We start from the raw sequence: 13,339 nt of genomic DNA, 5'->3' as shown, positions 1-13,339 counted from the left end.
GAACCGCGCGACGACCCGGGCGCCAGGCCGTCGCCGCCCGCCCGCGCGGCGGGGCGCGGGCGGGCGCGGAGGGGTGGGGGCTGAGGCGAAGCGCCGGCCTGTCGCTTTCCATCCTGCGGGATCACCATTGCATGAAGCGGGGAACCGCCTAATCTCGCGCGCGGGTCGCCCGAAGCGGACGCCCGCGCCGCCCGCCCCGCATGCCCGGCGGCCCCGCGCCCGTTGCGACGGAACCGAGGCCCGACCTGATCCAGACCTGATACGGAGAACCTCCCGCGTGACCGCCTCGACGCCCCAGAGCCAAGCCGACTTCCCCCGCACCCGCGATTTCCAGCTGCCGGGGCGCTCCGCCGTCTATTCGGCCAACGGGATGGCGGCGACCTCGCATCCTCTCGCCTCCAAGGTGGCGGTGGAGATCCTGGAGGCGGGGGGCAACGCCATCGACGCGGCCATCGCCGCGGCGATCGTCTGCGGCATCGGCGAGCCGGCGATGACCGGGATCGGCGGCGACATGTTCGCGCTGATCGACAAGGAGGGCGCGGAGTCGATCATCGGGCTGAACGGCTCGGGCCGGGCGCCGGCAGGCCTGTCGGCGGCGGCGCTGCGCGATGAAGGCCTGACCCGGATGCCGGAATATTCCCCTCACGCGGTCACCGTGCCGGGGGCGATGGACGCCTTCTGCCGGCTGTCGGCGGATCACGGGCGGCTGGGCCTCGACCGCGTGCTCGCCCCGGCGATCCGCTACGCCGAGGAGGGGGTCGTGGTGCATCCCCGCGTGGCGCATGACTGGGCGCAGGCGGGCGACATCCTGCAGGGCCGGGCGCGGGAGCATTTCCTGATCGACGGCAAGCCGCTGCGCGCCGGCCAGACCTTCCGCGCGCCGGGGCAGGCCGAAGTGCTGCGCCGCGTCGCCGCCCAGGGCCGCGCCGGGTTCTATGAGGGCGAGGTGGCCGAGGACATGGTCGCCGCGCTCAACGCGCTCGGCGGAACCCACACCATGGCGGATTTCGCGGCCGCGTCCTGCGACTATGTGGAGCCGATGATCGGCTCCTATCGCGGGACCGAGCTGGTGGAGCTGCCGCCCAACGGCCACGGCGTCACCGCGCTGCTGCTCGCCAAGATCCTCGAGCATTTCGACCTCGCCTCCATGGCGCCGTTCGGGGCGGAGCGGGCGCATATCGAGGCGGAGGCGGCGAAGCTCGCCTATGACGCGCGCGACCGCTTCGTGGCGGATCCCGAGCGCTCGGCCCTGCGCATGTCGCATATGCTGGCGGACGGGACGGCGGCGAAGCTCGCCGCGCTGATCGACCCGCAGCGGACCATGGCGTCGCCGGCCGAGGCGTCGGAGGCGGTGCACAAGGAGACGATCTATCTGACCGTGGTGGACCGCGACCTGACCAAGATCTCGCTGATCTACTCGATCTTCCACAATTTCGGCTCGGGGATCGCCACGGACAAGTTCGGGGTGCTGCTGCAGAACCGCGGCGCCGGCTTCGTGCTGACCGAGGGCCATGTGAACGAGGCCGCGGGCGGCAAGCGGCCGCTGCACACCATCATCCCGGCGATGGTGCGCGAGGGCGGCAAGGTCACGCGGACCTATGGCGTGATGGGCGGGGCCTATCAGCCCAACGGCCATGTTCGGGTGCTGTCGAACCTGGTGGATTACGGGATGGAGAGCCAGGCCGCGATCGACGCGCCGCGGGCCTTCGGCGTGGGCCCGGCGATGCAGGTGGAGCGGGGCTATGGGGCGGAGGTTCGCGAGGGGCTCGAGGCCCGCGGCCAGAAGCTGACGACCCCGCCGACGCCGATCGGGGGGGCGCAGATGATCACGGTCGACCGCGAGGCCGGCGTGCTGATCGGCGCGTCGGACCCGCGCAAGGACGGTTGCGCGCTGGGCTACTGAGCGCGCGACGCGGCCCCCTTCGGGGGGCCGCGCGACGACCGCTGCGAGGATTGCGCCGGAGCGCCCGCGCGGCGTTGGACCGGGGCGCAAGCGGCGACGCCGCCCGACCCGAAGGCCGCTTGCAGGCGGAGGCGACGGCGTGCCCGGAACGGGCTCGGGTCATGCCGCGGGCAGGGTCTTCAAGGTTTCCGCCCTTGGCGCGCGCAGCGTGGCCTCGGCCAGGTCGGGGCGCAGCGCCGCCACGGCGTCGTATTGGGTCAGGAACACTTTTCCCGACAGCTGCTCCAGGAAATGGGTGCCGCGCAGGCGGTCCATCACCGGGCCCTTCACCTCCGACAGGTGCAGGCGCACGCCCGCATCCTGCAGGCGACGGTCGATCTCCTCCAGGCTTTCCAGCGCCGAGGCGTCGATCCCGTTCACCGCCGGACACATCAGCACCAGGTCCTTCAGCGCCGGGTTCGAGGCGACGAGGTTCAGGATCCGGTCCTCCAGGAACCGGGCGTTCGGAAACCACAGGCTCTCGTCCACCCGCAACGTCGCCAGATCCGGCGCCGTGACCACATGGTGCCGGTCGACATTGCGAAAATGCTCGGTCCCCGGCACCTGGCCGACGACGGCGCAATGCGGGATGGAGGTCCGGCGCAGGTGCAGGGCGATGGACACGGCGACGCCCGCGACCACGCCCACCTCCACCCCCACCAGCAGCGTCAGCGCGATGGTGGCGATCTGCGCGGCCCCGTCCGAGCGCGAATAGCGCCAGGTCCGGCGCAGCGCGCCCAGGTCCACCAGGCTCAGCACCGCCACCACGATGGTCGCGGCCAGCGTCGCCTTGGGCAGGAAATGCAGCGCCGGCGTCAGGAACAGCGTGGCGAGCGCGATGCCCACCGCCGTCATCGCCCCCGCCGCCGGCGTCCGCGCGCCCGCGTCGAAATTCACCACCGAGCGCGCGAACCCCCCCGTCACCGGATAGCCGCCCGAAAGCGCCGCGCCGATATTGGCCGCGCCGAGCCCGATCAGCTCCTGGTCCGGCACGATCCGCTGACGGCGCTTGGCCGCGAGCGTCTGGGCGACGGAGACGGACTCGACGAAGCCGATCACCGAGATCAGCAGGGCGGAGCCCGCGAGGCTCGCCCACAGTTCCAGGTCCATCGGCGGCAGCCCGATCGGGGGCAACCCGCCCGGCACCTCGCCGACGATGGCGACGCCCGCCTGCTCCAGCCCCAGCCCCCAGGTGGCGAGCGTGGTGACGGCCACCGCCGCCACCGGGCCGGCCTTGGCCACCGCATCGGCCAGCCGCGGCCCTGCGCCCCGCGCCAGCAGCAGCCGTTTCAGCGCGCGCCGGGTCCAGAACAGGAAGGCCGCCGCCGACAGGCCGATGATCGCCGTGGGCGGGTTGATCTCGGGCAGGGCCCCGGCCAGCCCGCCCAGCATCTCCGGCAAGGTCCCGCCGCCGGAGGTCACGCCGAGGATATGCTTCAGCTGGCTGGCGGCGATCAGGATGCCCGAGGCGGTGATGAAGCCCGAGATCACCGGATGCGACAGGAAATTGGCGAGGAAGCCCAGCCGCAGCACCCCCATCCCCACCAGCATCAGGCCCGAGAGCAGCGCCAGCGCCATCGCCGCGCCGTAATATTCCGCCGTGCCCGGCGCCGCGACCTGGCCCACGGCGGCCGCGGTCATCAGCGACACCACCGCCACCGGCCCCACCGCCAGCGCCCGGCTGGTGCCGAAGACGCCGTAGAGCAGCAGCGGCGCGATGGAGGCGTAGAGCCCGACCTCCGGCGGCAGCCCCGCCAGCAGCGCATAGGCCAGCGATTGCGGGATCAGCATGATGGTGACGATCGCCGCCGCCATCAGGTCGTCCGTCGCCGCCCCCCGATCATACGTCGCGCCCCAGTCGAGGCAGGGCAGGTATCGCTTCAGCATGGGGGATGGGCCTTGGTGAGGGGGCGCGTGGGTCGGGCGGAGGGGCGCGGCGGCGCCGTCAGGCGGCGTCGCCCTCGGTCGGCGCGGCGCGCGCCTCCAGCCGGCCGCGCAGGGACGTCAGGTCGTAGCCCGCGCCCGCGGTCGCGGCGAGGATCGCGTCGGTTGGCGCCGTCTCCGCCATGGCCAGCGCCCAGAGCGTGGCGGAGCGCGTGCCGGATCGGCAATAGGCGAGGATGGGGGCGGGCAGGGTGGCGAGCGCTTCGGCGAAGTCGCGCGCGGCTTCGTCCGATACCGCGCCGCTGGCGGCGGGGATGTAGGCGAAGGCGAGGCCATGGGCTTCCGCCGCCGCCTGGATCGCCGCCGAGGGGATCTGGTCCCCTTCGCCGTCGGGCCGGTTGCACAGGATGGTCCGGATCCCGGCGGCGGCGGCGAGGCTCACGTCGTCGAGCGTGAGCTGGGGCGATACCGAGAGCTCGGGCGAAATCGGTCTGGGGTTCATGGCGTCGTCTCCGGAAAGTGCGGCGGCCGCACCCCCCCCGGTCCGCAGGCGGGGGGGATGCGACGAGATCGGGCGGCCTCGGCCGCTCAGAAGCGGTTGATCGGCGTTTTCAGATAGACGGTGCCGTTGTCCTCGGCGGGCGGCATCTGGCCGGCGCGCATGTTCACCTGGATCGAGGGGATGATCAGCTTGGGCATGCCCAGCTTCGCGTCCCGCTCGGTCCGCATGCGGATGAAGTCGGCCTCGGTGTTGTCGCCGCCGATATGCACGTTCCTGGCGCGCTGTTCGCCGACCGTGCTCTCCCACGCGTAGGTGTCGCGGCCCGGCGCCTTGTAGTCGTGGCAGGTGAAGATGCGGGTCGCGTCGGGCAGGCTGAGGATCTTGCGGATCGAGAGCCACAGGTCATGGGCCGAGCCGCCGGGGAAATCGCAGCGCGCGGTGCCGAAATCGGGCTGGAAGAGGGTGTCGCCGACGAAGGCGGCGTCGCCGATCACATAGGTCAGGCAGGCGGGCGTGTGGCCGGGCGTGTGCAGCACGAAGCCTTGCAGGGCGCCGATGGCGAAGCGGTCCTGCTCCTTGAAGAGCTGGTCGAACTGGGAGCCGTCGCGCTCGAATTCCGTGCCTTCGTTGAAGATCTTTCCGAAGGTGTCCTGCACGATCCGGATGTTCTCGCCGATGCCGATGCGCCCGCCGAGCTCGCGTTGCAGGTAGGGCGCGGCGGAGAGGTGGTCGGCGTGGACATGCGTCTCCAGCAGCCATTCGACCGCGTAGCCCTTGGCCTTAACCCAGGCGATGACCTCGTCGGCGGAGCTTGTGTCGGTGCGGCCCGAGGGGGCGTCGTAGTCGAGCACCGAGTCGACGATGGCGCAGGCGGAGGAGCCGGGGTCGCGGACCACATAGGTGACGGTGTTGGTCGGCTCGTCGAAAAAGGCGGTGACTTCAGGGTTCGGGGCGGCGGCGGCTGTGTCAGCGGACATGGGACGCTTCCTGGTCGGAGGGTCAGGGGGCCGGATCGCTTCGAGCGGATCGGCGTTCCCGGAATAGATAATGAGATATTCTGAAAACGGAATAGGTAATTCCGCAGAATCTCCGCGTGGAATATGCCGGCGGGCGTTCGCCGGGGTCAAGGGCGGCATGTCGGAGGCAGGTGGGGTGAGGGCGTGGCGTCGTGGGGGCAAACCGACGGAGCCCGCAAGTGCGGGCGCGACCCTTGTCTCGGGTCCGCGCAAGGGCTCGACCCTTCGGCGCCGCCTGCGGCGGAAGGTCTGGGCGTGCGGTCGGCCTCAGGGCGCCCGGCGCAACCTTCACGACGATCACCCGCCGCGCGGGCGGGCCGTCGTCGCAGGCGCGAGGAGGGTCGCGCGGCTCCCGCCCTCGGGGCGGAGCGCCGGAGTTACAGCGAGAACGACGTGCCGCAGCCGCAGGACGACGTGGCGTTGGGGTTCTCGATGGCGAATTTCGCGCCGATCAGCTCTTCGGTGAAGTCGATCACCGCGCCGGCGAGGAAGGGCAGGGACACCGGGTCGACCAGCACCTTCTGCCCGTTCTTCTCCAGCACCAGATCGTCCTCGGCCGCCGTCTCCTCCAGCTTGATCTCGTACTGGAAGCCGGAGCAGCCGCCGCCCTCCACCGCCACGCGCAGCATGGCGGGAGCGCCGGCGTCCTCGGCGATCTCGGCGAGACGGGCGAAGGCGCGGTCGGTGACCCGCGGCGGCAGGGCGGCGAGGTCGAGGGTCGGCAGTTCGAAACCGGACATGGATGCGGTTTTCCCGTGCGTCGGAATGGCGTAAGAGGCTCGCATAATGTAGGCGCGAAGGGCCGGGACGCAAGCGGTTCCGGCGACGCGCCCCCTTCGCGGGGCCCTCGCGCCGCGCTTATGCCTCGCCCAGGCGGAGACAGACCATGCCCCTCGCGCCCTATGCCAGCGACCCGGCGGCCTCGCGCGGGCGCCTCCACGCGGAAGCGGAAAGCGCCCATCGCACGCCGTTCCAGCGGGATCGCGACCGGATCATCCATTGCTCGGCGTTCCGGAGGCTGAAGCACAAGACCCAGGTGTTCGTGGAGCATGAGGGGGATTATTACCGCACCCGGCTGACCCATTCCATCGAGGTGGCGCAGGTGGCGCGCACCATAGCGAGGGATCTGGGCCTGACCGAGGAGCTGGCGGAAGCGGTGGCGCTGGCTCACGATCTTGGCCATACGCCGTTCGGGCATACCGGGGAGGATGCGCTCCACGCCTGCATGGAACCCTATGGCGGCTTCGACCACAACGCCCAGGCGCTCAGGATCGTGACCGAGATCGAGGCGCGCTACGCCGAGTTCGACGGGCTGAACCTGACCTGGGAGACGTTGGAGGGGATCGCCAAGCATAACGGACCGCTGACGCCCGGGCCCGACGCGGACCCCGAGGATCTGCACTATGCGCTGGCGGAATATGTGGCGCGACATGACCTTGAGCTGCACACCCATGCCGGGGCGGAGGCGCAGGCGGCGGCGGTGTCGGATGACATCGCGTACAACACCCATGATCTGGACGACGGATTGCGGGCCGGGCTGTTTCAGGTCGAGGATCTGATGGACCTGCCGATCGTGGGCGATTGTTTCCGCGACGTGGACCGGCGCTGGCCGGGGCTCGATGGCGGGCGGCGGCAACATGAGGCGTTGCGGCGGGTATTCGGGGCGTTGGTGGAAGATGTTTTGGAGACGTCGCGGCTGAGGATCGCCGAATTGTCGCCGAACAGCGTCGAGGATGTTCGGGCGGCTAGCGGGCCGGTCGTCGGATTTTCGGCGAGTATGACCGCGGATCTGGGTTCGATCCGCGGGTTCTTGTTCGAACGCATGTATCGCCACTGGCGCGTCGCGCGGATGCGGCGCAAGGCGGCGGGCGTGGTGGACGAGCTGTTCGGGATCTACATGGAGACCCCCGGCGTCCTGCCCGACGAGTGGCGCGAGAGCGCGCGGCACGCGGTCTCCGACACCGGGCGGGCGCGGGTCGTGGCGGACTATATCGCGGGAATGACGGACAGATTCGCGTTGCAGGAGCATCGCGAACTGACCGATCCGATGAGCCGGGTCTAGGCGCCGCCCCCGGGCGGGAGGACGTCCGGGAGGACGGCGCGCGCCGGAACCGGGGGGTGACATGCGTGCACCGGGCGTATGCCGTTTCGTCCGCGCCGGCGGGGTCCATCCGCGCCGCCTTTCCGCTCCCGCGGCGGTCAGCCGGCGGCGGCGGGACTGTCGGCGGGCGGCTCGTCTTCGGCATGCTCGGTCAGCGCGGCGGCGTCGGGCGGGGCCTTGCGGACGAGGTCGAGCCGGGGCTGGCCGGCGGGCCAGCGGCTGCCCAGCAGGCGATGCTTGGGAAAGCGCTCGATCGCGATGCGGTCGCGCTGGTTGCCGCCGAGCACGTGGAAATGGTCGTCGTCCTCGCCCCAGCAGAAGCCGACATGGCCGAACGGGCTGCCCTCCCAGCGCAGCCAGAACACCAGCAGCGCGCCGACCTGCGGGCGCGCCGGCTCCCCCCAGTTCAGCCAAGGACGGGCGCGCATGTAGAACCATGGCCGCTTCGCCTCCGGCGCCCCGGCGCGCACGCAATGCGCGACGAAGGCGCCGCACCAGGGCAGGTCGAAGGGCAGCTTGCGGTCGATGCGCGAAATCAGGCTGAGCCGGTTCGCCCCGCGGGAGAGGCCGGGCGCATGGCGGATGTCGAGCATCCGCGCCGCCTCCGCCAGCCAGGGCAGCTCGGCCGGAACCTGGGACGCGACGGGGCGGTCCAGGTCGATGACGTCGAAGACGTCGGTCTTGCCTCGTGACATGGCGTCCCCTCTCCTGCGTGCGTCCGGCCCGCGCTCTCCCGATCCGGCCCCGCGATGCGCAGAGACGAGGGGAGCGGGCCGCCTGCTCCGGCAGTTCCGCGGCGATGCGGCGTCGAAAGCATGGCGATGTTGCGGCGGACGGCCGAAATCCGCAAGATCCCGCCGGTTTGCGTCGTGTCGGATCCCCCGGGCCGACGTCGCGCGCCCCCGCCTGACGCGGGTCGGCCCCGCCGAAGCGCCGACGCTCGCGTTGACCCGCGCGGCCGGAGTGGTAGATGTGCCCGGCCCGGGCGATCCGGGCCAAAACCTGCGCCGCGGAGCCGTCCGATGAACCTGTTCGCCGATATCAAGATCCTCGTGACCGAGAGCCTCGACGCGCTCGCCGCCGAGGGCGCGATCCCCGCCGGGCTCTCCGCCGAAAACGTCACCGTCGAGCCGCCCCGCGACGCCGCCCATGGCGACATGGCCACCAACGCCGCGATGGTGCTGGCCAAGCCCGCCAGGATGAAGCCGCGCGACATCGCCGAGGCGCTGGCGGCCAAGCTGGTCGCCGACCCGCGGGTGCTGTCGGCCGAGGTCGCGGGCCCCGGCTTCCTCAACCTGCGGCTCGTGCCCGAGAGCTGGCGGGCGGCCCTGGCGGCGGCGCTGGCGGCGGGGACCGATTACGGACGCTCGACCGTCGGCGCGGGGCGCAAGGTCAATGTCGAATACGTCTCGGCCAATCCGACCGGGCCCTTGCATGTGGGCCATACGCGGGGGGCGGTGTTCGGGGACGCGCTCGCCTCGATGCTGGATTTCGCCGGCTACGAGGTGACCCGCGAATATTACATCAACGACGGCGGCGCCCAGGTCGACGTGCTGGCGCGGTCGGCCTATGAGCGTTACCGCGAGGCCAACGGGCTGGAGCCGACGATCGCCGACGGGCTTTATCCGGGCGACTATCTGGTGCCGGTCGGGCAGGCGCTGAAGGACCGCTTCGGCGACAGTCTGATCGACCAGCCGGAGTCGGTGTGGCTGGTGAAGATCCGCGACATCGCCATCGCGCTGATGATGGACCTGATCCGGGCCGACCTGCTCTCGCTCGGCGTGAAGATGGACGTGTTCTTCTCCGAAAAGTCGCTTTATGCGGGCGGGCGGATCGAGGCGGCGGTGGCCGCGCTGGAGGGCAGGGGGCTGATCTACACCGGCGCCCTGCCGCCGCCCAAGGGCAAGGTCGACGACGACTGGGAGCCGCGGCCGCAGACCCTGTTCCGCTCCACCGATTTCGGGGATGACGTGGACCGGCCGCTGAAGAAGTCGGACGGCGGCTGGACCTATTTCGCGCCCGACATCGCCTACCATTTCGACAAGGTGGAGCGCGGCTTCGACGAGCTGATCAACGTGTTCGGCGCGGATCACGGGGGCTATGTGAAGCGGCTGAAGGCGGCGACGGCGGCCTTGTCCGACGGGCGGGTGCCGCTCGACATCAAGCTGACGCAGCTGGTGAAACTCTACAAGAACGGCGAGCCGTTCAAGATGTCGAAGCGGGCGGGGACCTTCGTCACCCTGCGCGATGTGGTGGACGAGGTCGGGGCCGACGTGACCCGCTTCGTGATGCTGACCCGCAAGAACGACGCGCCGCTGGATTTCGACTTCGCCAAGGCGCTGGAGCAGTCCAAGGACAATCCAGTGTTCTACGTGCAATATGCGCATGCAAGGGCCAAATCGATCTTCCGCACGGCGGAGGCGGCGGGGCTGGCGCATGTGGCGACGGACCAGGCCGGGCTCGCGCCGCTGGACCATCCGGCCGAGCTGGCGCTCGCCGCCAAGGTCGCCGAGTGGCCGCGGCTGGTGGAGGCGGCGGCCCGCCATCATGAGCCGCACCGGATCGCCTTCTACCTCTATGAACTCGCGTCGGATTTCCACGGCATGTGGAACCGCGGCAAGGACGAGCACCGGCTGCGCTACGTGCAGGAGGCCGATCCCGAGGGCACGGCGGCCCGATTGGCGCTGGTGCGCGCCGTTTCGGTTGTCATTGCGGCGGGATTGGGTATCCTAGGCGTGACCCCTCTGGACGAGATGCGCTGAAGCGCACGGGACGCCGGGCGGGCTCGAGCAGAATTGCCCGCGCCCACCCGGAACACCGGGGGACCGGGCCGAACAGACAGGCGCGATCTACATGGCCGACCTCGCGGGCGACCCCTACGGATATGATTTCCACTCCCGGCGCGGCTGGGCGCGCCAGGCGGCGCTCGCGGCCGGCGCGGCGGCGGCCATCGGGCTCGCCGCGGGACTGGTGAGCTGGGGGCACGGGCTTCTGACCCGCGACGCCGGACTGGTGCCGTTCCTGCGGGCCGAAGAGGGGCCGATGCGGATGGTTCCCGAGGATCCGGGCGGCATCAAGCTGGAGCGGACCGATCTCGCGGTGACCAACATCCTGTCGGGCGTGCTTTCGATCGGCGCATGCCTTGCGACCATCCTGCTGGTCGACCGGGTCGGCCGCAAGCCATTGCTGCTGCTGGGTTCGGCGGGCATGGCTGTGACCCTGGCGGTCGTCGCTTATGCGTTCTCGACCGCGGTTACCGGCGCGGACGGCGGCGTATCGCTGCCCGGCAACAATGGCGTCATCGCGCTGATCGCCGCCAACCTTTACGTGATCTTCTTCAACCTCAGCTGGGGTCCGATCATGTGGGTGATGCTGGGCGAGATGTTCCCCAACCAGATCCGCGGCTCGGGGCTGGCGGTGGCAGGCTTTGCGCAATGGATCGCCAATGCCGCGATTTCGGTGAGCTTCCCGACGCTGGCCGCCTCGCCGGGCCTTGCCTTCACCTATATGGGCTATGCCTTCTTCGCGGCGGTTTCGTTCTTCTTCGTCAGCAAGATGGTGGTCGAGACCCGCGGAGTCGAGCTGGAAGATATGAAGGGCTGATGCCCATCCGGTCAGCGCGGCTTGCGCGTCGTCGGGCGACGGCGCGGGGCCGCGTCGGACTGCCTGCGGATCAGCTCGTAATCGGCGAGCACGTGCTCGCAATCCTTGCTTGCCCCCTTGCCGCCCCGGATGGTGCGGACCAGCAGCTCAACCGCCTGGCGCGACATCTCGATCACCGGCTGGCGGATCGTGGTCAGTTCGGGCCAGATCGTCGTGGCAAGCGCGGTGTCATCGAACCCGCACACCGTCAGATCGCCCGGTACGTCGAGCCCCTTGCGATGCGCAATGGCCACTGTCGCGGCGGCCATGTCATCGTTCGCGGCAAAGATCGCAGTCGGCGGATCGGCACGCTCAAGCAGCTGTTCTGCGGCATCGAGGCCCGAGCGATAGGTGAACAGGCCGTCGGCGACCAGATCCGCTGCGGCGCTCAACCCCGCTTCCTTCAGCGCGGCGCGATAGCCCTCCAGCCGCTCGGCGCTCGCGGTCTGGTTGGGGTTGCCGGTGATGAAGCCGATGCGCGCATGGCCCAGCTGGACCAGATGCCGGGTCATGTCATACGCCGCCTGCCGGTCGTCGATGCTCACCGAGAGCGCCCAGTCTGGCGCGCGCCCCGTCGCCACCGCGACCACGGGAATGCTGCGTTCCTTGAGCGCCGAGAGGATGGGAAGCGAATCGCTGAGCGGGGGCGGCAGCACCACGCCATCGATCCGTCCGCGCAGCAGGTGATCGATCGCAGCCGCCTCGCCGCCATCCTCGTCGCATTTTTCGACCACCAGATGGACGTTGCTGCGGCTGGCCTGATCGAGGCTGCCGACCAGAAACTCGCTGAGATAGGCGAACGAGGGGTTCGAGTGGAGCAGGCCGATGCGGATATCATCGCCGCCGGCCAGCGTTCGCGCTGCGGCGTTGGGCGCATAATTCAGCGCGGCGATCGCTTCTTCCACCCGCCGCCGGGTTTCGTCGCGCACATTGGTTTCGGCGTTGATCACCCGGCTGACCGTCATCGGCGAAACACCGGCATGCGCCGCCACATCGCTGATCGTCGGAACGTTGCGCTGACGCCGGGGGCCGCGAGGTTCTTTCATGCGCATTCTTTCGGAAACGAAGGGACTTTCGGGCCAAAGCCCAGGCTGCGCCCAATAAACTGAGATGAACGGAAAGGCGAGATATGATCGAAATCCTGATAGCCATGGCGCTGCAACAGGCGCCCTATGTCAAGAACCCGAAATACTGGCCGACACCGGTGATGGACGAGGTCGCGCCGCAGGTGCCGCCGTTGAAGCGCGGCGCGGTGCTGGTGCTGTCCAAGACCAACGGCTTTCGCGATGACGAGCAGATCGTCGCCGCCACCAAGGCCGTCCAGCAGATCGCCAATGACGGCGGGCGCGATGTCTTCGCCACCGAGAACGCCGCGATCATGAACCCGCGCGATCTGGCGAAATTCCGCGTCGTCGTGCTCAATTCGAACAGCGGCAACATCTTCACCGACGACCAGCGCAAGGCGTTCCGGCAATGGGTGGAAACAGGTGGCGGCGTCGTGCTGCTGCATGGCGCGGGCGGCGACCACACCTACGACTGGACCTGGTACCGCGACGCGCTGCTGGGCGTGCATTTCAACGGGCACACCTCGAAGCCCGACCAGTTTCAGCAGGGCGACATCCACGTCACCGAGCCCGGACACCGGGTGATGCGCGGCATCCCGGTCAAATGGACCCGCACCGAGGAGTGGTACACATTCGACCGGGTGCCGACCGGCCAGGGCACGCGCATCCTCGCGACGCTCGACGAGGCCAGCTATCGCCCCGTTCCCGAACAGCGGATGGGCGCGTTGCACCCGATCGTCTGGACCCGCTGCGTGGCAAAGGGCCGGTCGGTGTTCTCCGCGCTGGGCCATCAGGCGCAAAGCTATGCCGAGCCGCTGCATCGCACGCTGATCGGCAACGCGATCGACTGGGCGGCCGGCAAACGCTGCTGAGCCGTTACTGAGGGTTGCCGGGGGGAAACGGGAAGCGCAGCTGCTTGTAGTGCTCGAGGCTGTGCTGCGGGGCTGGTGATCCCGCAGGCAGTTTCAGTCCGTTGAGCGACATCCAATAGGCAAGGCTGGCATCGCGCCACCACAACGCCTCGCGCTGCTGCACGCCCAGAAAGACATCGGTCTTGGTCCAGCGCTCGGCATCGATCTTGGGCTTGAGCGTCGCCCATTGCGCGCGCATCGCGGCGACCTCGGCCACGCCGCGATCATAGCGCCGCACCAGTTCTTCCCAGAGGGTGTTGCCGCCGGGCATCTTGTA

Annotated in this window: 12 protein-coding genes; 5 read left to right on the top strand and 7 right to left on the bottom strand. The window is 69.9% G+C overall.

Annotation, left to right across the window (positions count from 1 at the left end; translation table 11 throughout):
- The first annotated feature begins 370 nt into the window (after nucleotides 1-370).
- The gene (locus tag ACTB72_RS16420; RefSeq protein ID WP_463038085.1) at nucleotides 371-1,903 is read left to right on the top strand and encodes a gamma-glutamyltransferase family protein; all 1,533 of its coding nucleotides are present in this window, start codon (nucleotides 371-373) and stop codon (nucleotides 1,901-1,903) included.
- 159 nt (nucleotides 1,904-2,062) lie between these two features.
- On the opposite strand, the gene ACTB72_RS16415 is transcribed toward ACTB72_RS16420, so the two are convergent.
- The 4 genes from ACTB72_RS16415 to erpA form a co-directional block, all read right to left on the bottom strand.
- Entirely contained in the window at nucleotides 2,063-3,829 is a 1,767-nt protein-coding gene (locus ACTB72_RS16415; RefSeq protein WP_463038084.1) for a SulP family inorganic anion transporter, read from the bottom strand.
- Nucleotides 3,830-3,887: 58 nt separating this feature from the next.
- Nucleotides 3,888-4,328, bottom strand: a complete 441-nt coding sequence (locus ACTB72_RS16410; RefSeq protein ID WP_463038083.1) for a protein tyrosine phosphatase family protein — start codon at nucleotides 4,326-4,328, stop codon at nucleotides 3,888-3,890.
- Nucleotides 4,329-4,414: 86 nt separating this feature from the next.
- Complete coding sequence (locus tag ACTB72_RS16405; RefSeq protein WP_463038082.1) at nucleotides 4,415-5,305, bottom strand: MBL fold metallo-hydrolase; 891 nt, start codon at nucleotides 5,303-5,305, stop codon at nucleotides 4,415-4,417.
- A 416-nt stretch (nucleotides 5,306-5,721) separates the two neighbouring features.
- Entirely contained in the window at nucleotides 5,722-6,084 is a 363-nt protein-coding gene (gene erpA, locus ACTB72_RS16400; protein WP_463038081.1) for an iron-sulfur cluster insertion protein ErpA, read from the bottom strand.
- 146 nt (nucleotides 6,085-6,230) lie between these two features.
- Here erpA and ACTB72_RS16395 point away from each other — a divergent pair, with 146 nt between their 5' ends.
- Nucleotides 6,231-7,406: a deoxyguanosinetriphosphate triphosphohydrolase gene (locus ACTB72_RS16395; RefSeq protein WP_463038080.1), complete on the top strand. Its 1,176-nt coding sequence runs from the start codon at nucleotides 6,231-6,233 to the stop codon at nucleotides 7,404-7,406.
- A gap of 137 nt (nucleotides 7,407-7,543) precedes the next feature.
- Here ACTB72_RS16395 and ACTB72_RS16390 read toward each other — a convergent pair whose 3' ends face one another.
- The gene (locus ACTB72_RS16390; RefSeq protein WP_463038079.1) at nucleotides 7,544-8,140 is read right to left on the bottom strand and encodes a CHAP domain-containing protein; all 597 of its coding nucleotides are present in this window, start codon (nucleotides 8,138-8,140) and stop codon (nucleotides 7,544-7,546) included.
- 327 nt (nucleotides 8,141-8,467) lie between these two features.
- On the opposite strand from ACTB72_RS16390, the gene argS reads away from it, so the two are divergent.
- A complete protein-coding gene (gene argS / locus ACTB72_RS16385) occupies nucleotides 8,468-10,207 on the top strand; it encodes an arginine--tRNA ligase (RefSeq protein ID WP_463038078.1) in 1,740 nt (579 codons plus the stop codon).
- A gap of 91 nt (nucleotides 10,208-10,298) precedes the next feature.
- Entirely contained in the window at nucleotides 10,299-11,048 is a 750-nt protein-coding gene (locus ACTB72_RS16380) for an MFS transporter (RefSeq protein WP_463038077.1), read from the top strand.
- Between the two features lie 11 nt (nucleotides 11,049-11,059).
- On the opposite strand, the gene ACTB72_RS16375 is transcribed toward ACTB72_RS16380, so the two are convergent.
- Nucleotides 11,060-12,133, bottom strand: a complete 1,074-nt coding sequence (locus ACTB72_RS16375; protein WP_463038076.1) for a LacI family DNA-binding transcriptional regulator — start codon at nucleotides 12,131-12,133, stop codon at nucleotides 11,060-11,062.
- Between the two features lie 83 nt (nucleotides 12,134-12,216).
- Here ACTB72_RS16375 and ACTB72_RS16370 point away from each other — a divergent pair, with 83 nt between their 5' ends.
- On the top strand, nucleotides 12,217-13,023 hold the full coding sequence (locus tag ACTB72_RS16370; protein WP_463038075.1) for a ThuA domain-containing protein: 807 nt from the start codon (nucleotides 12,217-12,219) through the stop codon (nucleotides 13,021-13,023).
- Between the two features lie 4 nt (nucleotides 13,024-13,027).
- Here the strand turns inward: ACTB72_RS16370 and ACTB72_RS16365 are convergent.
- On the bottom strand, nucleotides 13,028-13,339 hold a 312-nt coding region (locus tag ACTB72_RS16365), incomplete at its 5' end, for a hypothetical protein (protein WP_463038074.1).

The sequence above is a fragment of the Albimonas sp. genome (genome assembly GCF_055129145.1).
The sequence above is the reverse complement of the archived record's forward strand: the minus strand, read 5'-3'. Positions and strand labels throughout refer to the sequence as shown.